The 23261-nt window shown below is 63.0% G+C and carries 18 protein-coding genes; 13 read left to right on the forward strand and 5 right to left on the reverse strand.

The genetic code is table 11. The features are described from left to right. Positions 1-31: 31 nt before the first annotated feature. The 8 genes from ACMX2H_RS01265 to nagA all read left to right on the forward strand — a co-directional run bounded on the left by ACMX2H_RS01265 (position 32) and on the right by nagA (position 7780). Positions 32-1288, forward strand: a complete 1257-nt coding sequence (locus ACMX2H_RS01265) for an MFS transporter (protein WP_414958596.1) — start codon at positions 32-34, stop codon at positions 1286-1288. Between the two features lie 13 nt (positions 1289-1301). After that, a complete protein-coding gene (locus ACMX2H_RS01270; RefSeq protein WP_414958597.1) occupies positions 1302-1652 on the forward strand; it encodes a cupin domain-containing protein in 351 nt (116 codons plus the stop codon). After that, a complete protein-coding gene (locus ACMX2H_RS01275; RefSeq protein ID WP_414958598.1) occupies positions 1649-2422 on the forward strand; it encodes a glycosyltransferase family A protein in 774 nt (257 codons plus the stop codon). Before ACMX2H_RS01270 ends, ACMX2H_RS01275 begins: the two co-directional genes overlap by 4 nt. 166 nt (positions 2423-2588) lie before the next feature. Next, entirely contained in the window at positions 2589-3584 is a 996-nt protein-coding gene (locus ACMX2H_RS01280; protein ID WP_414958599.1) for a hypothetical protein, read from the forward strand. 7 nt (positions 3585-3591) lie between these two features. Beyond that, complete coding sequence (locus ACMX2H_RS01285; protein WP_414958600.1) at positions 3592-4890, forward strand: class-III pyridoxal-phosphate-dependent aminotransferase; 1299 nt, start codon at positions 3592-3594, stop codon at positions 4888-4890. Continuing rightward, positions 4887-5807 carry an NAD(P)-dependent oxidoreductase gene (locus tag ACMX2H_RS01290; RefSeq protein WP_414958601.1) on the forward strand — a complete coding sequence of 307 codons (921 nt, stop codon included), beginning with the start codon at positions 4887-4889 and terminating at the stop codon, positions 5805-5807. Before ACMX2H_RS01285 ends, ACMX2H_RS01290 begins: the two co-directional genes overlap by 4 nt. Continuing rightward, a complete protein-coding gene (locus ACMX2H_RS01295) occupies positions 5804-6496 on the forward strand; it encodes an HAD family hydrolase (protein WP_414958602.1) in 693 nt (230 codons plus the stop codon). Before ACMX2H_RS01290 ends, ACMX2H_RS01295 begins: the two co-directional genes overlap by 4 nt. A 93-nt stretch (positions 6497-6589) precedes the next feature. Continuing rightward, positions 6590-7780, forward strand: a complete 1191-nt coding sequence (gene nagA / locus ACMX2H_RS01300) for an N-acetylglucosamine-6-phosphate deacetylase (RefSeq protein WP_414958603.1) — start codon at positions 6590-6592, stop codon at positions 7778-7780. A gap of 77 nt (positions 7781-7857) precedes the next feature. Here nagA and ACMX2H_RS01305 read toward each other — a convergent pair whose 3' ends face one another. From ACMX2H_RS01305 to ACMX2H_RS01320, 4 genes are all read right to left on the reverse strand, one after another. Then, on the reverse strand, positions 7858-9495 hold the full coding sequence (locus ACMX2H_RS01305) for a zinc-binding metallopeptidase family protein (protein WP_414958604.1): 1638 nt from the start codon (positions 9493-9495) through the stop codon (positions 7858-7860). 209 nt (positions 9496-9704) lie between these two features. Then, entirely contained in the window at positions 9705-11471 is a 1767-nt protein-coding gene (locus tag ACMX2H_RS01310) for a thiamine pyrophosphate-binding protein (protein ID WP_414958605.1), read from the reverse strand. After that, positions 11464-13185, reverse strand: a complete 1722-nt coding sequence (locus ACMX2H_RS01315; RefSeq protein ID WP_414958606.1) for an amidohydrolase — start codon at positions 13183-13185, stop codon at positions 11464-11466. The genes ACMX2H_RS01310 and ACMX2H_RS01315 overlap by 8 nt, the downstream gene beginning before the upstream one ends. Continuing rightward, positions 13185-14549, reverse strand: a complete 1365-nt coding sequence (locus tag ACMX2H_RS01320) for an MFS transporter (RefSeq protein ID WP_414958607.1) — start codon at positions 14547-14549, stop codon at positions 13185-13187. The genes ACMX2H_RS01315 and ACMX2H_RS01320 overlap by 1 nt, the downstream gene beginning before the upstream one ends. Positions 14550-14783: 234 nt before the next feature. Between ACMX2H_RS01320 and ACMX2H_RS01325 the strand changes: the two genes are divergently transcribed. From ACMX2H_RS01325 to ACMX2H_RS01340, 4 genes are all read left to right on the forward strand, one after another. Next, positions 14784-15662: an Lrp/AsnC family transcriptional regulator gene (locus ACMX2H_RS01325; protein ID WP_414958608.1), complete on the forward strand. Its 879-nt coding sequence runs from the start codon at positions 14784-14786 to the stop codon at positions 15660-15662. 152 nt (positions 15663-15814) lie between these two features. After that, positions 15815-17725: an AAA family ATPase gene (locus ACMX2H_RS01330; RefSeq protein ID WP_414958609.1), complete on the forward strand. Its 1911-nt coding sequence runs from the start codon at positions 15815-15817 to the stop codon at positions 17723-17725. 31 nt (positions 17726-17756) lie between these two features. Beyond that, positions 17757-18620 (forward strand): GHKL domain-containing protein, encoded by an 864-nt coding sequence (locus tag ACMX2H_RS01335; RefSeq protein WP_414958610.1) that lies wholly within the window; start codon positions 17757-17759, stop codon positions 18618-18620. Next, entirely contained in the window at positions 18529-20019 is a 1491-nt protein-coding gene (locus tag ACMX2H_RS01340; protein ID WP_414958611.1) for a phosphotransferase, read from the forward strand. The genes ACMX2H_RS01335 and ACMX2H_RS01340 overlap by 92 nt, the downstream gene beginning before the upstream one ends. Before the next feature lie 51 nt (positions 20020-20070). On the opposite strand, the gene ACMX2H_RS01345 is transcribed toward ACMX2H_RS01340, so the two are convergent. Continuing rightward, a complete protein-coding gene (locus ACMX2H_RS01345; RefSeq protein ID WP_414958612.1) occupies positions 20071-21579 on the reverse strand; it encodes a helix-turn-helix domain-containing protein in 1509 nt (502 codons plus the stop codon). Positions 21580-21804: 225 nt separating this feature from the next. On the opposite strand from ACMX2H_RS01345, the gene aceA reads away from it, so the two are divergent. Next, positions 21805-23121 (forward strand): isocitrate lyase, encoded by a 1317-nt coding sequence (gene aceA, locus ACMX2H_RS01350; protein WP_414958613.1) that lies wholly within the window; start codon positions 21805-21807, stop codon positions 23119-23121. Positions 23122-23261 lie beyond the last annotated feature (140 nt).

Consider the following 23261-nt stretch of genomic DNA (forward strand, 5'->3'; position numbering starts at 1 on the left):
GCCTGCGCCTCGGGGAAGGATCAACACGTTCATGTCAGTAGACAAGCGCGATGGTTCCCCGACTGCGTTTCGGGCTCCTCAGACATCGGCGCAAAAGGGTGCAACCGATTGGCCGGCCAAGTTGCAGAAAGCAGGGCTGTTCACTGCATTTGCCGGGATGGGCGGCACCGCCTCGATCATTCCGGCGATTATTCCCTTGACCGCCCACAACGCCAACAGCCCAATGCAGGAATACCTCGGTGCCATACCGGCGCTATTTTTCGGGCTGATGACCGGGGTACTCCTGTCGACGCTTTTGCTGCGGTCCTTGACGGTCGTCGCCATCCTCTCGGCTGGCTCTGTGCTGCAAGCCGCGGCCCTCCTCGCCTTGACCCTTGCCCCGGGCGGTCCAGCCTTCGCTACCGGAGCTCTGGCCGCGGGACTGGGCTTCGGTTTATGTGAAGCCAGTGGCAGCATTCTGGCGCGGACCCTGGCCGAGGAGCAGACGGCAGGCCTGTTGTCCGCTCTGACGGGAACCGTGGCCGTGGTGGCGGCCCTCGGCCCGCTCCTCGTCGCGGCGGGTCTTCTAGGCCAGAACGCGGCTCCCTTGCTGATGGCCGTGGCGCTCAGTCACGCCGCCACGGTGGCCCTGCTCCTTGTGACGCGGAGGTCCGTCGGCGAGCGCGCTGATGCCGCACTTCCACCCCAATCTCCTGGATCGGGCAAGGGCAGGCTGTTCTTCCTGCTGGCGCCCGTGTCCGCGGCGCTCTTCCTGTACGTGGGCATTGAAACGATATTTGCAGGATGGTCCGCCGTCATCCCCGCGGAGGCTCTTGCCCTTGACGCTACTGCCGCCGCAGCCGGGACTTCGGTCTTCTGGGTGCTGATGGCCATGGGCCGCTACTCCACCTGGTTCATTCTCAAGACCAGGGTGACCTCGTCGACTGTCCTGATCTTCGCTTGTTCAGCCGCTGCGTTGTGTCTCGCCGCGGCAGGTTTCCTGAGGCACTCCCACCCGGCGGCAGCGCTGATCATGACAGGGATAGCCGTCATATGCCTTGGACCGATGTACTCGCTGGTTCTTGGCATCGCGCTAGCACGCGTAGAGGTTCAGGACGCCAAAAAGGCTGTTGGCCTGCTGGTGGCGTGCGGGGCAGCAGGCGGCGCGTTCATCCCTGCGTCCGTCCTCGCGTTCACGCCCCGTCCGGGCAGCAGCGGTGTCTTCCTCGTTGCGGCCGCGCTAGCGGCCGCAATGCTGCCCCTGGTTATTCGTCCACGTCACGCACATATCCATTCACCTACGCCATAGAACCGGAGAACAAATGGCAGTTCTGCACGACATCGAAGAGAGCTTGAATCACAAGGAACCGACCGCACCCCCGTCGTGGACAAATGCCCATCTTGCCCTGCTCAACGAACACATCGTCCTGCACAGCGGAGAGGGAATTCTGCAAGGTGCATGGCATTCGCAGGATAGCGACGAAATACTGCTGGTCTTGAGTGGCCGATGCACCGTGGAAACAACAGAGGGAGCATTGACGGCGGAATCCGGCCAGCTCATCCACATTGCAGCCCATGAGCCGCATCGAGTGAGCACCACGGATCATACCGTTCTCGTTGCGATCGAGAGCGCTGCAGCGCTCCGGACACCACTCAGCGGGCCGGCCTCGTGAGAGGGGCGACGTCAGAGAAAGTCGTCGCGCTGTTACCGGTCTACAACGACGCGCGCTATCTGCCTGGGTGGATCGACGCGATTGGTCGGCATGTCGACGACGTGATTGTCCTGGACGACGGGAGCACTGATGAGTCGCTGGAAATATTGGCATCCAGTGACTGCATCACGGAAATCATCCGCATCAACCCCGAAGAAAAAACGGAGTGGAACGAGCCGCGCAACCGAGAGCTCCTGGTATCCGCTGGCCAGGCGTTGGGTGCCACCTGGTTCGTCGCCTACGATGCCGATGAACGGCCTGACGCCCGTCTCTGGAAAGAGTGGCAGCGTCTGACCGAGGAAGCAGACGTTGCTGGGGCTATCGGTATCAGCCAGCCGCTTCGGGAATTATGGGACCGGCCGGATCAGTACCGCAGCGACGGTATCTGGGGCCGCAAACGGAAGATATCCATCTTCCAGAACATCGGTCCGGATCATCAGTTCGACCCGGCTCAGTGGCATGGCGAGTGGTATCCGGCCCAGTTCCTGGGGACGGACAGCTTCCTCATGTCCGACCTGAACCTCTACCACCTCAAGATGCTGCGCGCCGCGGACCGGGAACAACGGATGATGCGATACCTGCAGCTGGATCCGAACCGTGAGTTCCAAGAAGCGGGCTACGAGTACCTCGTGGACGAAGCGGGCATCACCCTGGAAACGATCCTTCAGGGCCAGGGCTACGTAGGTATGGCAACCCACGGCCACCCCGATCGGTCTCCTGCTCATGAGTAAAACGCGAGTGCGCTCACAGCTGCTGACGCTTTTTGCCGCCAGTGCCTTGGTCATACCGGCCACAAGCTACCTTTGCGCGCAATGGGGTTGGAGTCCCGCCGCCACTGGTGGTGCCATCAGCCTCATGACAGTCGCAGCCGTAGCCCTCGCCCCCCTTTGGGGAGCTTTGGACGACAAGGTCAACGGGCTTGGTATGCGCCTCGCATCTGGTCTCGCTGCGTCTTCGAGCCTGTACCTCTGGATCTGCGCCACTTGGGGGCCACTCGACGGCCCCGCAATCCTGACTGGTCTGATTCTATTCGGGGCCAGTAGCGGAGGCATTGAACCGCTCATATCGGCCCACATCCAACGGCAGCAACTCATGGGAAATTACCCTGGTTTGCGCTTGTTCGGCACCGGCGGTTGGTTGCTCGGCCTGACTGCAGCCTCCTTGGGATTTCTTGCCGGGAGCCTCGAGTCCGTCTACCTCCTAGCCGGGATTTTCCTCGGCTACCTCGTCGTCATCAGCCCCGCGGCCCACCCCACCGCACAGGTGCAGCGGCCTTCCCGACCGCGGCTTCCGCGACCGGCTTTGATCTTTATCCTCGTCGGCCTTCCGGTACCGATTTCGGCATACGTCTACCTTGTCTTTTCGGCCGCTGCCTTCGAATCCATCAGAGCCGATGCAGGGAATCCCTTCCTCACACTGTTCATACTGGCTGTGCTCGAAGTGCCGGCATTCCTGCTGGTTCGAAAGATCATTCCCGGCCGGCGACTGCTTTCGCTCTACGCCCTCACCATGGTTTTCCTTGCGCTCTCCTGGGTCGCCTTGATGGCGGCAAACGGCAGGATGGCGCTTCAGCTAGCGGCGCTGGTGGCCCACGCCTTGGCCGCCGCTATGTGGGCGTCGCTGCAGGTTAACGTCGTCCGGCACTATGCACAGCCGGGCCACGTCGCCTTCTCGCAGGCATCAGCTTCAGCAATGGCCAAAGGCCTCAGTGCGGCCATTGCAGGCATTGGCGCCGGTTGGGTTCTGGCCACGTTCGGTGCCACAGCCGCCGCTTGGTTCATTCTCACACTCTGCTTTCTCTCCTTGGTTTCCCTAATCATTTTGGCCAAGTCCCCGAGCTCCCCGTCCTCGACCAAAATCCCTCACAACGAAGAACTCTCAATCGAAAGGTGATATCCCCATGTCAACTGTGTTGGACACCATTCACGGAACGAACGACTCTGCAAAAACACTGGCCGACCGGGACCGTGAGTTCGTCGCCCGCCCGACTACCCGGATCCCGGTCGCCGTCGAAGGCGGTAAAGGTGCTTATCTCATGGACGCCGACGGCAGGCGCATCCTCGATCTCACCTCCGGGTGGAACGTCGCTAACACCGGCTGGAATCACCCAAGGGTCGTTGACGCCGTCGTCCGCCAAGCGCGCCAAATGTCGTTTTCGCCGCCGTGGTGCACGCATGACGGGCGTTCCAGCGTCGCCGAGAGGCTCAGCGCCCTGCTCGGCGGCGGCTACAAAGCGCTCTGCGGCGCAACCGGTAGCGAAGCCGTCGAAGCGGCCCTAAAAGTGGCCCGTCGGGCCACCGGACGTCAGGCTGTAGTCGGTTTCACCGAGGCGTACCACGGTGGGACGCTGGGAGCCATGCAAGCTGGCGGGGTGCCGCAACTGCATGCCGTGGATCTTCCCAGCAACGAATTCCACCGCTATGCCCCAATCCCCGATGCACTACGGGCCAATGGCCTTGACTATGCAGCAGCGCTGCGGGAAGTGATTGCAGCTGGACCGGCCCCGGCGGCGATCTTGCTTGAACCGGTCTTCACCAACCCTGGTGTCATCCACGGCGATCCGCAATTTTACGCCGCGGTCCAACAGGCCGCCCGGGACGTTGGCGCCCTCATCATCATGGACGAAGTCGGAACTGGATTCGGCAGGACAGGCCGTGCCTTTGGCTTCCAGCATTGGGGAATGGACCCCGACATCGTCGTAGTCGCCAAAGCTCTCACGTCCGGAGCGGTCCCCATGGCTGGTGCGCTCATGAAAGAGGATCTGTCCTCTGCCGTCGCCGGGCCGGGATTTTCCTCCACTTTCGGCTGGGTTCCTCTGGCTTGCGCCGCCGCGCATGCTTCGCTCGACGTGATCGCCGACGAAGACTTGGTCGCGCGCGCATCCGCCTTGGGCGAGCGGGGGCTCAACAGACTGTCTAGTCTCGTCGCCTCGTATCCCAACGTCGCTGCCGTCCGCGGCAAAGGTTTGGAAATGGGTATCGAGTTCACTGATGAGAACGGGAACCCCTTTGATCGGCCGCCCATGGAAAACCTCACCAGCCGGCTCCTGAAACGGGGGATCTTTGCAGAACCCTCCGCTTACACCTCCACGTTGCTGCTCATGCCGCCCTTAGTCATCACCGATGAGGATTGGGACCGCGCGCTCGACGCCATCGAAGATGAAATCGCCGACATGACCCGGATGGGAGACTTCCAATGAGCCCAGATCTCCGCGTAGGGGTTATCGGCCTCGGTGCCATGGGAAGCCCGACAGTCGCACATCTGCTGGAAACTGGCACAGGCGTGGTCGTATTCGACGAAGATCCGCGGAAAGTCGATGATTCAGTCAGGCTAGGCGCAACGCCGGCACAGTCTGCAGGAGCCATGGCCGACGAGATCGACTCCATTTTGCTGTTCCTCCCCGGCCCTCGGGAAGTATCCGCTGTGGCAGCCGAAATATTGGAACGTCCAGGACGCCTCAAGAGCATCATCGATTGCACCACGAGCGACCCTATGGTTTCACGGCACGTTGGGGAGAGGCTCGCCGGGTCAGGAATCCTCTATACCGACGCGGGCATGCTGGGAAATCCCCCGCTTGCCCGCACTGGATCGTTGCTTCTACTCCTGGGAGCAACTGAAGAAACGGCCCGGCCACTGGCGCCGCTACTGGCCCTTATCAGCCGCAAGGTCTTCCACCTGGGCAGCACCGGCGGAGGCCACGCAGCGAAACTTGCTGCTAATGAGCTTTTCACTTCCCAGGTTGCAGCAATGGCGGAAGCCCTTGCCGTGCTTGGGGTCTTAGGCGTAGACCACGACGTGTTCTTGGACGCGCTTTCGGCCACCGGTGGAAGAGGCGTGGGACTGGCAGACATCGGCAAAACCATGATCGGCGAACCTCCCGCCACCGGATTTGCCCTTCGCCTAGCCGCCAAGGACGTGTCATTGCTGGAGGCAATGGCCGACGCAGCGCGGATTTCCCTACCCGTCGCTTCGGCCCTTGCAGGGCTTTTCTCGTCGGCAGCAGCCGATAACAGCGACGCAGATTACACCCAGGTTTACCGCCATCTGGTGGAAAGCCAGCTCGTCGAACGCCAAACCTCCGAAGACGGCCACCCCCAGGTGAGCAGCGCCTCATGAAAACCGACTCCGCGATAATTTTCGACATGGACGGGGTGCTCCTTGACACACCGAAAATCCACCGTGAAGTCTGGCGGGACTTCGCATCGACCGCACCTTGGCCGGCAGTTCGACATTACCGGGCTCTATCCGCTGGAAGACGTTCGCGGGATGTTCTTGAAGAACTGATCGGAGACGAGGTCCCCGATCAGCAAATTGAAGACATCGTGGCTTCTCTCCACCGGGATTTCCTCCGCCGCTGCAGAGGATCGGATCTGGTGTTTCCTGCCATGCGTCGAACCGTCGAACAACTCAGGGGAACCATTCCGTTAGCCCTGGCCACAAGCGCTCCGCGCCATGTTGCCCGAGAGATGCTCGATGACCTCTTCCCGTCTTTTGACGCCGTCATCACCAGCGACGAATGCGCAACGGGCAAGCCTGACCCGGAAGTCTATGGTCGCGCGCGGACCGCTCTAGGCAAGGGCACATCTCCGGTTCTCGCGGTAGAAGACACTGCCATCGGAGTGCAGGCAGCAGTGGCTGCAGGCTGCACTGCTTGGGCGCTTGCTCTCAACCCGGTCTCCGCATCGGCCGTTATCACAGCAGGAGCATCCGTTGTCGCCGTCAGCGTCGCCGAATTGGCGGATTTGATTGTCAGTTTCGCGGAAAGATCAGCACAGCTGCCGCTAGCGAAGTACTCGCGCGCCTAAATCGGTGACGATCAGGAAACGAGTGCCCGGTTTCCTCACTGGACCGGGCACTCGTCCCTCCGCCACCACCCGCCAACGGAATGGACATCAACAATGCACACGGGATTCGGTCCGGGGGAAGCACGGCCCTTCCTCCTTCACAATGTCACAGCCGTCGATGCCACCAGAACGATCAACAATGCGTGGATCAGCGTTTCGGACGGCCGAATTCAGACGATGGGACAGGGAGTAGCGCCGGATGCTGACACCAACCGCTGGACGGATGTCATCGACGGGCGGGGCGGCCACGTCACACCGGGCTTTATTGACGTTCACTTCCATGGCGGCGGCTCGCACAGCAACGAAGACGGCCACCAGGCCATCCTTGGCGCTCTAGCCGCCCACCATGCCCACGGAACCACCCGCGCCGTCGTCAGTTTCGTCGCCAACCCCATCCCCGCATTGGTCGCCAGCCTGAAGACGGTTGCCGAACTCACCGAAACGACGCCCCTGATCCTCGGCAGTCATTTAGAGGGGCCGTTCCTCGCAGCGGAGCGCAGGGGTGCCCACAAGGCGGAGCACCTGGTAACGCCCGCGAATACCAACGTCTCGGACTTGATCGCCGCGGCCCGCGGGACGTTGCGCCAGATCACGTTGGACCCAGGCCAGCCCGGAGCCCTGCCGGCGATCAGGGAAATCTCCAGGGCCGGGACCCGAGTCGCCATCGGCCACACGACGGCTAGCTATGAAACTGCTGTCGCGGCCTTCGCTGCGGGCGCAACCATGCTCACCCACACGTTCAACGCCATGCCGGGCATACACCACCGCGAACCCGGACCCATCGTGGCAGCCCTCGACCATGACGCATACCTAGAACTCATTCTGGACGGCATTCACGTACACCCAAGGGTGGCAGCGATGCTCTTCCGACTAGCGCCCAGTCGAGTACTCCTTGTTTCAGACGCCATGGCAGCGGCAGGTGCCCCCGACGGGTACTACGCACTGGGCGAGCAGTCCGTGGATGTTCGCGATGGGACCGCTGTCCTAGCGGGGACGTCAACATTGGCCGGTTCAACGCTCACTCTGGACAACGCCCTCCGTCTCGGCATCAGCAACAAGGTCCATCCGCAAACCGTGGTCGAAGCCCTCACCCTGACACCCGCGAAGCTGCTGAACTTATCGACCGTCCTCGGGCTACTCGCCCCGGGCTACCTTGCCGACCTCGTCCTCTTCGACCCCGACTGGAAGATCAGGGCCTCCTTCGCCGAGGGACGTCGTCTTTTTCAGGCACCCGGGCAGCCGTAGAGCCGCGGTAACCCCGCTGCAGCGAAGGGCGGTCTATCCCGGTGCTGCAGCGGGGCCTCTCACGCGGCGGCAACTAGCTACAGCGCCTGCGGGTGCCAGGTCCTTTCGCCGGCCCCTGCAGCGAAGCCGACGCCGTCGGCCGGGGAGTAGTCGGGCCAGGCGAGGCCGGTGGGCGGCATGAAGTCGGCGGGCAGCAGGGCTTCGGTGGGGTCTTCGGCCTTGCGCTGCTTGAACTCCTGGGCCGCCGACGCCAACAGTTCCGGCGAAGTCAGCATGTCCACGAAGGTGCCGGCGATGGTCTTGCCGGCCACCTCGATGGTCGGGTCAATCGCGGCGGGGATGCCGCCGAGGGCGTTCATGACCCAGCCGGGGTAGGCGCCCTTGCCGGGGGCGGGCTTGAGCGCGGGCCTGGAGATGTAGAACCGGACGGTCGGGGCGTAGTGCGTCATCTCCACGTAGTCGTCGCTGGTCCAGTTCTTCTGCCACGGGGCCAGGTGCTCGCGCAATGCTGTCTCGGCGTCCTGCGGGGAGATCAGCGATTCGCACTCGTCCAGGAACGGCTTGTCCATCGGCTCGATCCCGAGTCCGGACTGGATCTCACGCGCGGCAGCCACGGCGTCGTCGTTATATATAGGGGCGCCGACCTGCTCAAGGTTGTTGTACAGCGCCTGCGCCAGCACGTGGTTGGTGATGCCGGGCCGGTTGCGGGCCACCCAGGCGGTCTCCACCCGACAGTGCGCCATCGCCGCGGCGTGCTCGGCGTTGCGGTCCAGCACGGCGAGGACGTGCTCGGCCATCTCCAGCGTGGGGCAGCGCCAGGAGTACTGGATCTGCGCCACCCGCGCCGGCAGGTTGTCCGCCGTCGCCTGCCCGGAGCCGAGGATCGCGTCGGACAGGCTCCAGCCGCCGAAGCTGGGCAGCATGGCGTCCTGCATCACCCGCGAGCTGGTGTACATCTGCATCAGCGCCACATTCGCCCCCGGCGCGCGGGCGGCCGAGTGCGACGCCGGGATCGGCGAATTGGGGTTGGCCGAGAGCTGCCAGGTCTCCGGCTCGTCGCAAATGAACGAGTAGACCTTGGAGTAGTAGCTGCCGCACTGGGTGTCCCAGCGGGCGGTGTTGCACAGCGGCAGCATGTAGAACGGGTGGAAGCTGACAATCGCGTCCACGCCGTCGTAGTAGCCGCGCAGTCCGTGCACCACCTTGGAGCCCTGCACCTTCTCGGCCGGTTCGCCGGTGTAGCGCAGCGTGCCGGCGATGCCGTGCACCTCCATGGCGTGCTTAGTGCCGAGCAGCCCGGCCAGCGTGGAGATGCCCAGCGCCGAGTGCGGGTCGGTGTGCCCGGGGGCGAAGGCGCTCAGCCCGTCGCGCGGGGTCTCCTCGGTGGAGGCGGCCTGGCAGTTGCCCGGCACCGCGTCGTACTCGGCGTAGGTCAGCAGCACGGGCCCGCCGCTCCCCTGCGTCCACTCGGCCTTGAACGCGGTGGGCATGCCGCCGCTGCCCTCCTCCACCTCGAAGCCCTCGGCGCGCAGCCGCTCCACGTACCAGGCGGCCGAGCGGTATTCGCGCCAGGCCGGCTCGGCCAGCTCCCAGATGTGCCGGTGCCATTCGGAGAGCCGGTCCATGTTGGCGTCGATCCACTCGCGCGCGGTGGCCTTGGCGTCGGCGGCGAGGCCTGCGGGGACAGTGGCGGTGGCTTCCTGGGTGGTGCTCAAGGGTTGGTCCTTTCGGGTGGTGCTGTTAATGAGGTGCAGAGGAAAGTACGACGGCGGTGCTCGGCGCCGGACGGTGCGCTCGGGTCTCCACGCGGGTCTCCACGCGCTCGCTGGCGCTCCCTTGGTCGACCACCGAGTCGTGGCGCTCCGGGGGTCGAAGGAGGCGCGCCAGCGCCGAGTAGAGACCCGTCGCCCACCTGATGACTCGCTTACTCGAACAAGGCGGTGGGGACGTGGAGCAGTTGCAGTCCTCCGGCATTGATGGCGGCGGCGAGCGCAGGGGCAAAGTCCTCCGCGGAGGTAACTCGTTCACCGTGGCCACCGAAAGCGTTAGCCAGCGCGACCCAATCGGGCTGAACCAGGTCCACGCCGACGGGCGCGATCCCGCGGTCCAGCTCGTTCTGCCGGATCTCGCCGTATCCGCCGTTGTCCGCGCAGACCACTACCAGGTCCAGCCGCTGCTCCACCGCGGTCGCCAGTTCCTGGACGGCGAACATCAGCGCGCCGTCGCCGAGCACGCAGACCACCGGCCGGTCCGGCGCAGCCACCTTGGCGCCGATCGACGCCGGCAGACCGTAGCCCAGCGTGGCGTATGCGGGTGTATAGAGGAACGAATGCGGCCGCTCCTGCCGCACAAAGCTCGCGGTGCCGAAGTACGTCACCTGCGACGAGTCGCCCCCAAGTACCGCGTTGGCCGGGAGCACGGAGGCCACCTGTTCGGCGAGCGCGGCCAGCGGCGGGGCCAGTTCGCGGGCGGCGTCGCGCAGCACCGGGCGCAGCCGCGCCACGCGGTCGGCGCCGCGGTCTCGACGCTCTCGGGTCTCCACGCGCTCGCTGGCGCTCGCTTGGTCGACCACCGAATGCCCATCCTGCAGTGCGGCCAGCAATTGGGGCACGACGGCGGCGCTGTCACCGACCAGCGGAACGTCGGCCACAACGTTCTTGGCCATCTGGCCAGGCAGGATGTCCACCCGGATCACCGTGCCGCTCGGGTGCAGCTGATTGAACCAGAGTTCGGCCTCGCCCACCTTGGAACCGATGACCAGCAAGACATCCGCTTCCTCGCACAGCTGCTGCGCGGCGGGCAGCCGAATGTCCGAGCCCAGCGAGAGCGGATGCGACTCGGGCACCGCACCCTTGCCGTTGAGCGTGGTGACCACGGGGGCGTCCAGCGCCTCGGCCAGCCGCAGCAACTCCAAGTCGGCCCGCAGCGATCCGCCGCCGGCCAGCAGCACCGGCCGGCGCGACTCCGCGAGCAGTTGCGCCGCATGCCGGACGGCCTGCGCGGAGGCGCCCACCGGTTCGCGCCGCGGCGTCGCCTCCAGCAGCTCGGCCGGGCAATCGCTCGGTCCCTCGAGCACATTGAGCGGAACCTCGATGTGCACCGGCCGCGGCCGACCGTAGCGGAACAGCTCGAACGCCTCGTGGATGGCCTGCGCGGCCTCGGACCCGGAGTGTACGCGGCGTGACCACTCCACGATCGCGCCGGCGGCCCCGACTGCGTCCTTGGTTTCATGCAGTGCGCCGACGTCAGCGAACTCCTCGCCCTCGGGCACGCCCGGGGACAGGATGATCAGCGGCCGTGACTCGCAGTAGGCGGTGCCAGCTGCGGAGAGCGCGTTGAGCAGGCCGGGCCCGGAGGTGGTGATCACGACGCCGGGCAGTCCGGTCTGCTGCGACCAGCCGTCGGCGCCATAGCCGGCGCCCTGTTCGTGCCGGCTGGTTACCGCGCGGATGCCCAGCGGCGCCAAGTGCCGGTAGAACTCCAGGTTGTGCGTGCCGGGAATGCCGAACACCGCGTCGATCCCGTAGTTGCGCAGCAGCGTCAGCACGGTCAGGCCCACGTTGTCCGCCACGACGCCGTCCGGAAGCTCGACGGCGGGGGCGGACTGGGAGGCCGTCCCGGCTGGGGCTTGGGTCGGCAGCGGTCCGGCCTGGTCAGACAGGGCCTGCTGGGACAGGGCCTGCTCAGACATGATTGTCTCCGGCGAGCGCCGGCTCGCGGGTGGCGTCGGCACCTTCAACAGCAAACTGCGCCTTGCCGCCCACCCAGGTCTGCAGCACCTGGATCTGCGCGATGGTCTCCGGTTCCACGGCCAGCGGGTCGGCGGAGAGCACGGCGAAGTCGGCGCGCTTGCCCACCGCCAGCGAGCCAAGGTCGTCCTCGCGGCCCAGAGCCCGGGCGCCGTTGAGCGTGTGCGCTTCCAGTGCCTGGGCGGCGGTGATCTTCAGCGTGTCCGGCCCCAGCTTGTGGCCGCGGCGGGTAATTCGGGTGACTGCGGCCTGGATCGCTTCGAGCGGTCGAGGCTCGGCCACCGGTGCGTCGGAACTGAGGGTCACCGGCACGCCGGCGTTGATGAATTCGCCCAGCGGGTTGAACCGCTCGCCCGGGGTGCCGACCGCGGCGGTCACCCCTTCGCCCCAGTTGTAGTAGTGCTGCGGCTGATTCACTGGGTAGATGCCGGCGTCGGCCATCCGTCGGATCTGCTCCGGCGTCGGCAGCCCGCAGTGCTCGATCCTGTGCCGGGCGTCGGAGTCCGGGTGCTCGGCCTGTGCGGCCTCGATCGCGGAGATCACCATCTCCAGCGCGGTGGGCGACTGGGCGTGCGTGGCGGTCTGCAGCCCGGCGGCGTGTGCCTTTAGGATCAGCGCCGCGTAGTCCGCCGGGTCGTGGTACAGCTGGCCGGTGCGGCAGGGGTCGCCCACGTAGCCGTCCGGGAAGTAGGCGGTCCAGCCGCCCAGCGTGCCGTCGGCGTAGAACTTGAAGCCGGCGAAGCTCAGGTGCGCGTTGCCGAACGCCCCGGTCATGCCGATCTCCAGCCCCTCCTCCAGCAAGTGGGAGAGGAAGTACATGTTGTAGCGGATCTTCAACTGGTCCGCCTCGGCCAGCCGCAGGTACATGTCGAACTCGCGCCGGGAGACCTGGCAGTCGCCCACCGTGGTCACGCCGCCGGCCAGGAAGTCCTGCTGCGCCGCGGCCAGCTGGCGCAGGTGCTCCTCCGGCGCGTCGGCCAGATGGAAGTTCGGTCCGTGGTGGCCTACCTTCACCCCGTCCAGCCCGGTCAGGATGTTGCAGGCGGCATCGGAGAGCTCGCCGGTCAGCTCGCCGTCGGCGTCGCGGAAGAACTCCCCGCCCGCCGGATTCGGGGTGTCCCGGGTGATGCCGTTCAGTTCCAGCGTGTAGCTGTTCACCACGCCGCCGTGTCCGGAGGCGTTCATCAGGTACACCTCGCGGTCCGCGGCCACCTGGTCCAGCTCCTGCCGGGTGGGGTGGCGGCCCTCGGCCAGGTTGCGGTGCTCGTAGCCGTAGCCGCGCACCGGCTGCCCGGCCGGCGCGGTCTCGGCGGCCGAGCGCAGCAGCGCCACGATCTCCGGGATGCTGCCGGCCTGGTCCGGACCGCAATCCACCCAGGTCTTCATCTGCCCGTACATCAGCGGGTGCGCATGCGGATCCACGAACCCGGGGACCACCACGGCGTCGCCCAGGTCCCGCAGCACCGGCTCGCGCAGCCCCAGCCCGGCCGCGGCCTGGCGGCATTCCGCCTCGGTGCCGACAGCGGCCACCCGCCCGGCGGCGACCAGCATCGCCGTCGCGCCCTTGCCGGAGGGATCCAGCGTGTGGATGGTGCCGGCGGTGACCAGCAGCGGCTGGAAGTCGGCGCCGTCGTCGAACGTTTTCAGCTTGCGCATTATTTGAAGCTCTCCTTCTTCCACGTACCTTCCAGACCGCCGCCGGCAGAACCGGCAGTGCCCCCTGCGTACACATCGTCGTCAACGTGCTGCGGCGCGATCGCCAGGCAGACCAGGCCCAGCGCGCCCATCGCGGCGAACAGCCCGATCACCGACCACACCGTGCCGGTTGCATCCCACAGCAGCGTGGCGGCCAGCGGGGACAGGCCGGCCCAGATGGCGGCGGCCAGGCCGTAGGAGAGCGAGATGGAGGTGTAGCGCGCCTGCGGCCTGAACAGCTGGGACAGGATGGTGGCCACCGGGGCGTAGGTGAAGTTCATCGCCACGCGGACCACGGCGAAGGCCACGAAGATCATCCATTCCGGTCCGGTGGACATCAGCAGGAACTGCGGCACGATGAACACCACGGAGCCGATCAGGCCGATGGCCATCACCCGCTTGCGGCCCCACTTGTCGCCCAGCCATGCGATGCCCAGGCAGGTGATCAGCTCGAAGAACGCCGCCACGGACATGGCGTTGAGGATCAGCGTCTCGTCCAGGCCCACCGACGGGTCGGTGCCGTAGGCGGTGGCGAACGTGGTGGCCAGGTAGTAGCCGCCGGTGGAGATGGGCAGCAGGCCGATGCCGATCAGGATGGGCTTCCAGTTCTTGCCCAGCGCGTACTTGATCGGCACGGCCTGTTCCTGGCCGGCCACCTTGTCCTCGAAGACCGGGGATTCCTCCACCCGGTAGCGGACCCAGAAGCCCACGCCGATCAGCACCACGGAGAGCAGGAACGGGATGCGCCAGCCGCCGTCCACCAGGAACGTCTCGCCCTGCGCGGACAGGATGCCGAAGATCAGCGTGGCGCCCAGCGCGCCGGCCGGGTTGCCCAGCTGCGCGAAGCCGCCGTAGAACGTCTTGTACTTCTCCGGCGAGTGCTCCACCGCCATCAGCACGGCGCCGCCCCACTCGCCGCCCACGGCCAGGCCCTGCAGCACGCGCAGCAGCACCAGCAGCACCGCGGCCCAGGAGCCGATGTTCTCGTAGGTGGGCAGCACGCCCACCAGCACGGTGGACAGGCCCATCACCAGCAGCGTGATCACCAGCGACGGGCGGCGGCCGAACTTGTCGCCGATGTGCCCGAAGATGACCCCTCCCAGCGGCCGGACCAGGAAGCCCACCGCGTAGGTGGCGAAGGCCGCGGCGATGCCGGCCAGCCGGTCCGCCTCCGGGAAGAAGAGCGGGCCGAACACCAGGGCCGCGGCCGTGGCGTAGATGTAGAAGTCGTACCACTCGATGGCGGTGCCGACGAAGGCCGCGAATCCGGCGCGGCGGGCCCTGGCATGGCTGAACTGCGGCCGGGCTGCTGATGTGTGTGACATGGTCTTCCACCTTGGGGGTAGGCATGAGTGCCGGTGTGATCCATGCAACTGTAGGACCGGTTCAATGATCCGACAAGAGCAGAAATTCTGCGTTACGCGCCCCTGAATTCAGTTTCGCGCGGCTTCTCGCGCATTGTTCCTCCGAAGAGCTTGCATGTGCGCTGCATCACTGGATAATTGACGACAGCGGTGCTCACTTGGGAGGTTCAGAAATCTTTGGCGGTCTCTACCGAAATGATCGACTCACAACTGGTCCGCGCGCTGCAGCAGGAGGGCCGGGCGAGCTACCAGGACTTGGCCCGGGACCTTGGCCTGCCGCGGGCCACCGTGTCTTCCCGGCTGCGGGAGCTGCTGGACAGCCAGACCGTTCGGGTGGTGGCCGCCGTGGATCCGGCGTTCCTCGGCCAGCACGTGATCGCGCACGTCTCGGTGGTGGCGTCCGGCCCGGTGCGGCATATCGCTGAGCTGCTGGCGGAGTGGCCGGAAGCCGTACTGGTCTCCGCGGTCGGCGGCACCCATGACCTGGTCGCCGAGATCCGCGTCTCCACCCACGACGAACTCCATGGCGTGCTCACCCAGCTCCGCGAGCACCCCAACGTCGCCTACATCGACACCCTGGTCTACACCCGCCTGGTCAAGGGCTTCTTCATCTCGCAGTACGCCGGCGAGGTCACCATCGACGGCGTGGACACCCAGCTCATCGAAATCCTGCAGAAGGACGGCCGGACCAGCTACCGGGACCTTGCCGCCGCGGTTGGACTGACCCCCACCGCCGTCCGCTCACGTGTGCAGCGGCTGCTGGACGCCCGGATCATCCGGATCAGCGCCGTGGAATCCCGCGGCGCCGGCGGCCGGCAGCTCTCCATGGGCGTGGGCCTCAACCTATCCGGCGACAACGACGCCGTCCTCGAACTCCTGCGCAGCTCAACGCACGTGGAGTTCGTAGCCCAAACCGTCGGCCGCTTCGACGCCATCGCCACCCTCGCCGCCCAGTCCCCCCGCGACCTCCTCGCCCAACTCGAAGAAATTCGCAGCCTCCCAGCCGTCAGCCGCACCGACTCCTGGCTCCACCTCGAAGTAGTTAAGGAAGACTACGCACGTCGGATTTCATGATCTTCTTTCCGCCGATTGCACCTGGTCCACATTGGATGCTCAGAAAACCCACACAGGGCATGCTCACGCGGATGAACGTCGGAGACATGAAGTCCGGCCTGACGACACGTCCATAGTCCGGCTCTAACCGAGCAGATATGCCGATAGGATCGATGTCAGTGCTTGCAGCGGGGCATCATCAACCGCGGGATGCTGACCTCACAGACAAAACCCTGATGGGAGAAACAGTGACTATGTGGATCCGTCGTATTAAGGTCAGTGGCGGCTACCTTAAAGACTTCGACGTCGAGCTTACCCCCGGCTTAAACGTAATTATTGGAGCCCGCGGCACTGGTAAAAGCACATTATTGCGACTAATTCGCTGGGCACTGGGCATTGACTCCCTGACTCTAAGCCCTAAAGAAGACAAAGAATTCGTTGCGACAATGCTTGGTTCAGGCGAAATATCGTTGGAAGTCCAAACCGAGCACGGAGTTCGCCTAATAACGGTCAATGCCGAAGGAGAAGGGCGTTCAAAAGAGGTCACATCCAATGCAGCCTTGGCCCTCGGACAGAATGAGATTGAGGACATAGCCTCCTCCGGGGAGGAAAGGCGTCATTTGTTGGACCTCAGAGCAGCATTGAACCATACTTCTGATGTCGATTCAAACAACGAGTTGGCGAAAACAACACAGGAAGTATACGAACTTCGCCGACAGATATCCGACCTTGCCGATCAAACATTCAATTATGAACAGTTATCCCAAGCACTTCGTGAAGCTGAAGCTCAGGAAAGTTCCTTGGTGGTGGAGGCAAATGAAAATCTGGCCGAACACCGAGCCCGGGTAGCGCTGTATGATGAACGCCTGACGCATCTATCCTCGATGATCGCAAAAGCCAAGCACGCTCGCCTTAAACTTAACGAAATTCTTTCCCAAACGGACCAAATTTTGAGTTCAATATCTCTTGTCCAAGGCGAAAAACTCCCTGAAGAGCTGTCTCATGTCATAACAGAAGGAATGTCGGCATCATACGAGCACGCAAACCAATTGAGGATGCGCCTCCTTCATGCTTTGACCGAACTTTCGGCGGTGGTAGCGAATGTTAAAGAAGAACAGACCAACAAGATGGTCAAAGTCACGCCTTTGAGAGCTGAGCTTGAAAAAGCAGCAACCGGATTAGGAGAAATAACTTCCACAATACGTGGTCTTCGAACACAACTGAAGGAAGTTGAATCAGTTCGTGAAAGGATTCGGACAACGAGGAAGACTCTTGAACGGATTGAGACTGCGCGAGGTTTATATCTAGATCGCCGCGAGCAGGAACAGATGGTCCGCTATCAAAGACGAAAAAGCGTGGCAGAATCCGTCTCTAGAGAATTAGGAAACGGCGTGGCCATTAGTGTCGCTCACCAGGCGGATACTGCCCTTTACACGAAGGAATTGGAGCGTTTTCTAAAGGGCAGCGGCATGCAGTATCGTGCGCTAGTCGATCGAATATCTGAGAAGTTGTTGCCACGCGAGTTGCTAGAAATGACCGAAGCTCAGGATGCAAAGGCACTGGCAGCAGCACTTTCAATCTCTAGCGAACGGGCAGCACGCATTCTCGCCGCATTTGATTCAGCCGAAGCGACATCGACCCTGTCGAACATTCAATTGGACGACAAAGTCGACTTTCTGCTAATCCAAGGGAGCTCCATGAAGTCTGTCCACGAGCTCTCTACGGGCCAAAAGTGTGCGGTCACGTTGCCGATTGTCATTAGCGATACAAAGCGGGCACTTATATTAGATCAGCCCGAGGATCATCTCGATAATGAGTTCTTGGTGGACAACATCGTCCAAGCGGTTCTTCGTCGAAATAAGTCCTCGGCCCAATCCATAATTGCGACTCATAGTCCCAATATACCTGTACTCGGAAATGCTGAATTGGTAATTCATATGGCGAGTGATGGACGCCGGGGATGGGCAGCGTCAGCGGGACTTCCCGATGCGCCAAATGTGAAAGGTGTAATCACCAATATTCTTGAAGGCGGCGAGGAAGCGTTTCAAAGACGAGCTGAATTCTACGGGTTTGGCAGTGAATAGCCGAGACCGAGAGGCGGAGCTGACTCACCTGTTGGCGAGCAACCTCGCTAGCGACCGCGCAAAAGCGGTAGCGGATGCTCTTCGCGATGATGTACAGCTTCCCATAGATGTCCTCATTAAGGCCCTTGAGAATGAGACCGTCCCTATTGTAGAAAAGCGGCTGCGAAAATTACTCAATGTCCGCCCCAAAAATGCTCCTGTTCGAGAGCCCCTGCGTGTCGAAGAATCATCAGAAATCCACGAGCTTCACGAACTGTTAGAAAATGCCTCTTCCATAATTCGCCATGAGACTGAGCCGGTCATTGGACTGCTACGCAGTGCCGCAAGTAAGGAAGTCATCGGCTTCGAGTCTAGCCAAACCAACACACGGATCGAGATCCTGCGGCGGCGTATCGCTTCTGTGGCTCTACTATTACAGATAAACCGCCCCATTCAGTATGAAGAAGTGCACCTTCCAAATTTTCTTGCAGAGATCCTAGAAACATATTCGTCCGAATCGGTAAGAGTTGGAGCCTTTACTGAGTATGGCAGGGATCGTATAACTACAAATCCAAACCTCCTGCGTTTGGTCTTGGATAACGCACTAAGAAACGCCGTTGATGCAAGCTCTGAGGTAGGGACGAGCGCTTACGCAACCGTCTCATGTGAACAAACAGATGTAGATTTTTGGATTAAGATTTCAAATCCGTTCTCCGGTGATAAGTTGGAACGATCCGATGTTATTGATCTCGGCCGTTCGAGCAAAGGAAGCGCCCGCGGCACCGGCATGTCTCTGATTGACATCGCCTTACGACGCATGGACTATGACTGGAACCTGGTTGGACGGTCAGGAATTGCTCACTTTACAATATGGGGGAAGGCAGACCTTGGCGAATCTGCACGCATTAATAATTGAGGATGATCTTGACTTCGCGACCGAGATCGAATCCGCCGTCCGTTCTGAAGGTTATCGATCCGAGACACTTGGATCGTGGAAGGATTTTGAATCCTGGGCTTCAGATCTGTCAGAGGCGACCTACGACCTCGTAGTCCTTGACCGCCAACTGCCCTTAGATGAGACATCCCCGGCTCAAGTCGATCTCGGCACTGTCATATTCGAGCATCTCCTGGCTGTGTTGCCCGGCATACCAATAATTCACTTAACCGGTCATTCAGATATAGATCATGCTCGGGACTCACTCATGGGCCGGTCCCGTATATCAGTTACGGAGTCCACCGAGATTGATACCGTCTACTATTACCGCAAGTCAGATTTTGTTGAATTCGAGAAATGCATCGCGAGTCTGGCCGCCCTCCTGCATGAGGTAGATGACATCGAATTAATTCATTCGGATGAGCTCACCCTTTCGCCTCGCCACAAGAGACTCCTGCGGCGCATTGCGCACGCCTTTTCCGGTCTTTCGATCAGCGTGTCGGCGATGGGAGGGGGTCTTACCGACGCACCCGTATGGCACTGTCGCATCAAAAGAAGCGGACAGCCTGCTGTCGAGGTGGTGGCGAAGATTTCTGGTCGCGGTGTTTCTTATTCACTTCTCCAAGAGTCGACAAATGGAGCAGCAAACGTTGTTGCACCCTACAGACACATTTCAGGATTGTGCTACGGACAATCCGCGTCGATTACGCAGTTGGCTGGGCGCCCCATCGAGTCCCTACATCAGGTCATGCGACGGGACATGAGCTCGGCCCTCAATCTTGGCATTCAAGCTTTGAATAACCTTCAGACACCGGGCACCGAGAATGTTGTAGAACTTGCGTCTTTAGTGGCGCCTTTCATTACGTGGGAGAAACTTGCCGAGCTGGCCGAGGAGTTTTCCATTGACCTTCCCCGCCCAAGCAAGAAGATTTCCGCCAGCTTTTCCATTCAGCACGGCGATTTGCACGGCGGCAACATCCTTGTTGTGAATGATACGCCCTACATCATTGATCTGGACTCCGAAGGCATGATGTCTAGCCTGGCTGATCCTGTCACTCTTTTCTTCAGTCCATTCTTTCACCCAGACTCACCCCTGACCCTTGATGACAAATCGCCCTACCTCGATCTCGTTAGCATTTTCTACAATGCGAACTCGGCTAGTGGCGGTGGTGAGCTTAGCGAGATACCGGAGCGTGTATTCACATGGATTAGTGGGATCGGGAAGGAGGTCAGTTCTAGGACAACCAGCAGCAACGAATTCTGGAGCTTGACGTTGGCATATGGTGCCAGACAACTGCGTTTCTCAGACATACGCGCATCGCAGGTCCTCACCCAGTTTGCGCTTTCCATGTTCATAGAGGGGGCCAGAAGGCTTACCTAGGACACTCTCGCCAATTCAGCGCTGGTTGAGACAAACGATGTACCAGTGTCATCATTCGTGCGAAGCCAGGAACTGGTACACCTCGGTCTCATCTACTCCTGGGAAGGCGCCGGGAGGTAGGGCCGCGAGGAGATGGGAGTTGGCGCGGGCGCTAGGCCAGGCGTTGCCGGCCCACTGGGCGGCAAGGTCGGCGGGTGGGCGGCGGCAGCAGGATTCGTCGGGGCAGTTGGAGACGGAGCGCTCGGTTGTGTCGCGGCCGCGGAACCACTTCACCTCCTTGTACGGAATGCCGATGCTCAGCGAGTACTCCCCCGACGAGTGCCGCTCGGTGATGGCGGTGCACCAGAAGGTTCCGGCCTTGGTGTCCGTGTACTGGTTGAAGGCGCGGAACTTGTCCGGCACGTCGAACACTGCGCGCGAGGTCCAGTTCCGGCAGACCGGCTGGCCCTCGATGGCGCCGGTGTGGTCGGCGGGGAAATTAACCCCGTCGTTTTCATAGGCCTTATGGATGATGCCGGAGACGTGGACCTTTTGGAAGTGGCACGGTATCCCGAGATGATGCGTGGCCAGGTTGGTGAACCGGTGGGCGGCCGTCTCGTAGGAAACGCTGAAGGCATCGCGCAGGTCCTCGATGGCCAACTCCTTCGATGCCTTGGCTTTCTGCAGGAAGTCCACGGTCGCATGTTCCGGCATCAGCAGTGCGGCGGCGAAGTAATTGGTGTAGACGCGCTGGCGCAGGAAGTCCGCGTAGTCGGAGGGCGTCTGGTGCCCCAGGACATAGTGGCCGACGGCCTGCAGCAGCACCGATCGCGGGTCGTGTTCGGACCGGTGGCCCTGGGTCAGGTAAATTCTGCTGTTCTTCAAATCCGTTACGGAGCGGGTGGAATGCGGCAGATCGCTGACGTACTGAAGGCTGAAGCCGAGGTGCTCGGCGATGTCAGCGGCCACGTGGTGGGACAGCGGACCGCCCTTAAAACCGACCGCCTTGAGCAGCTCCTGTGCCTGGGCTTCAATGTCCTCGTAGTGGTTGTTCCGGGCGCGCATTTCCGCCCGCAGTTCGGTGTTGGCGCGGCGGGCTTCCTCCGGGGTGGCGGCCTGCTCGTCCAGCCGGCGCTCGAGCTCATGCTGCAGCCCGACCAGTGACTCCAACACGTCCATGGAAAGCCGCGAACTGACGCGGACTTTCGGCAGCCCGAGTGACTCGTACAGCGGCCCGCGTTGGTAGCGTTCCAGCTCGATCTCCAGCGCAGCGCGGCGGCTGGGCGGCTCCGCGCCGAGCAGCTGATCGATGCCTACACCGAGGGCTTTGCCGAGGGCCTGGAGCATGCCGAGCTTAGGCTCCCGCTTGCCGTTCTCGATCAACGAGAGCTGCGACGGCGCGGCGCCGACGGCGGCACCGAGATCGTCCAGGGTCATGCCCTGAGACTTCCTCAGGTGCCGCACCCGGCGGCCCAGGCTGATGACGTCTAGTTCGGGCTCCGAGGAGGCACCGTCGTCGTGCTTGGAGGGACGATTCCAGCTGGTGGTTGCCATTTCTTGAGGATACGAGAAGAACTGCAAATCTTTCCAGCATTTTCTATGGATTACCTGTTGTGACCTGCGGAATAGTCGATTTCACGAAGAAGTTCGGTGCCGGTTCCGATCGGCAGGTTAGGCCGAAGATGGCCTGGTCTCGACAAGCTCGACCACCGGGGGAAACTCGACCACCGAGGGCAACCTCGGGAACCCGAGGGGAACCTCGGCTAAGACAGCAAGCTCGACCGACGGCCACTAAGGAGAACAGCAATGACTGCATCATTTGAGCCGGCCCCGATGAACGCTGAGGAAGCGGCCAAGGCACTGGAGCTCGAGTGGGCCGCCGATTCCCGCTGGGAGGGCATCACTCGCGACTACACCGCAGCGGATGTCGTCCGCCTCCGCGGCCGGGTCCAGGAAGAGCACACGCTGGCCAAGCGCGGCGCGCAGAAGCTGTGGAAGCAGCTCACCGAGGAAGCAGCCGAGGGCCGCTACACCAACGCGCTTGGCGCGCTGACCGGCAACCAGGCGGTGCAGCAGGTCAAGGCCGGGCTGCGCGCCATCTACCTCTCCGGCTGGCAGGTGGCCGCGGATGCCAACCTCTCCGGCCACACCTACCCGGACCAGTCGCTGTACCCGGCCAACTCGGTGCCGCAGGTGGTCCGCCGGATCAACAACGCGCTGCTGCGGGCCGACCAGATCGAGTTCTCCGAGGGCATCCAGAGCGTTGAGGACTGGCTGGTGCCGATCGTGGCCGACGCCGAGGCCGGCTTCGGCGGCCCGCTGAACGCCTACGAGCTGATGAAGTCCATGATCGCCTCCGGCGCCTCCGGCGTGCACTGGGAGGACCAACTGGCCAGCGAGAAGAAGTGCGGCCATCTGGGCGGCAAGGTGCTGATCCCCACCGCGCAGCACATCCGCACGCTGAACGCGGCCCGGCTGGCCGCCGACGTCGCAGGCACCCCGAGCGTCATCATCGCCCGGACCGATGCAGAGGCCGCCACGCTGATAACCTCCGACGTGGACGAGCGCGACCGCGAGTTCATCACCGGCGAGCGCACCCCGGAGGGCTTCTACAAGGTCCGCAACGGGATTGAGCCGTGCATCGCCCGGGCCAAGGCCTACGCCCCGTACTCGGACCTGATCTGGATGGAGACCGGCACCCCGGACCTGGAGTTGGCCCGCAAGTTCGCCGAGGCGGTCAAGGCCGAGTTCCCGGACCAGATGCTCTCCTACAACTGCTCGCCGTCCTTCAACTGGAAGAAGCACCTGGACGATGCCACCATCGCCAAGTTCCAGCGCGAGCTCGGCGCGATGGGCTTCACCTTCCAGTTCATCACCCTGGCCGGCTTCCACGCCCTGAACTACTCGATGTTCGACCTGGCCCACGGCTACGCCCGGGACGGGATGAGCGCGTACGTCGAACTGCAGGAGCGCGAGTTCGGCGCCGAAGACCGCGGCTACACCGCAACCAAGCACCAGCGCGAAGTGGGCACCGGCTACTTCGACACCATCTCCACTGCCCTCAACCCCAACGGCAGCACCCTGGCCCTGGTGGGCTCCACCGAAGAAGGCCAGTTCCACTAACGACGACGGGGCTCGCCTCCGGCGCTACGCCGGGACCCGCCGCGGCACGACCTTCCGACGGCCGCGGGCGGCCTTACGGAAGCTATTAGCCGCTTTCCGGGTCCCGGCTCCGCGCCTCATCTGCAGGTCACCTTTGGCAC

Source organism: Arthrobacter sulfonylureivorans, from assembly GCF_047607445.1.
GTDB lineage: Bacteria > Actinomycetota > Actinomycetes > Actinomycetales > Micrococcaceae > Crystallibacter > Crystallibacter sulfonylureivorans_A.

Coding starts and splice junctions, on each gene's coding strand:
- ACMX2H_RS01265 (WP_414958596.1), top strand. CDS start 32: ATGTCAGTAGACAAGCGCGATGGTTCCCCGACTGCGTTTCGGGCTCCT.
- ACMX2H_RS01270 (WP_414958597.1), top strand. CDS start 1,302: ATGGCAGTTCTGCACGACATCGAAGAGAGCTTGAATCACAAGGAACCG.
- ACMX2H_RS01285 (WP_414958600.1), top strand. CDS start 3,592: ATGTCAACTGTGTTGGACACCATTCACGGAACGAACGACTCTGCAAAA.
- ACMX2H_RS01290 (WP_414958601.1), top strand. CDS start 4,887: ATGAGCCCAGATCTCCGCGTAGGGGTTATCGGCCTCGGTGCCATGGGA.
- ACMX2H_RS01295 (WP_414958602.1), top strand. CDS start 5,804: ATGAAAACCGACTCCGCGATAATTTTCGACATGGACGGGGTGCTCCTT.
- nagA (WP_414958603.1), top strand. CDS start 6,590: ATGCACACGGGATTCGGTCCGGGGGAAGCACGGCCCTTCCTCCTTCAC.
- ACMX2H_RS01310 (WP_414958605.1), bottom strand. CDS start 11,471: ATGTCTGAGCAGGCCCTGTCCCAGCAGGCCCTGTCTGACCAGGCCGGA.
- ACMX2H_RS01315 (WP_414958606.1), bottom strand. CDS start 13,185: ATGCGCAAGCTGAAAACGTTCGACGACGGCGCCGACTTCCAGCCGCTG.
- ACMX2H_RS01320 (WP_414958607.1), bottom strand. CDS start 14,549: ATGTCACACACATCAGCAGCCCGGCCGCAGTTCAGCCATGCCAGGGCC.
- ACMX2H_RS01325 (WP_414958608.1), top strand. CDS start 14,784: ATGATCGACTCACAACTGGTCCGCGCGCTGCAGCAGGAGGGCCGGGCG.
- ACMX2H_RS01330 (WP_414958609.1), top strand. CDS start 15,815: ATGTCAGTGCTTGCAGCGGGGCATCATCAACCGCGGGATGCTGACCTC.
- ACMX2H_RS01340 (WP_414958611.1), top strand. CDS start 18,529: ATGACTGGAACCTGGTTGGACGGTCAGGAATTGCTCACTTTACAATAT.
- aceA (WP_414958613.1), top strand. CDS start 21,805: ATGACTGCATCATTTGAGCCGGCCCCGATGAACGCTGAGGAAGCGGCC.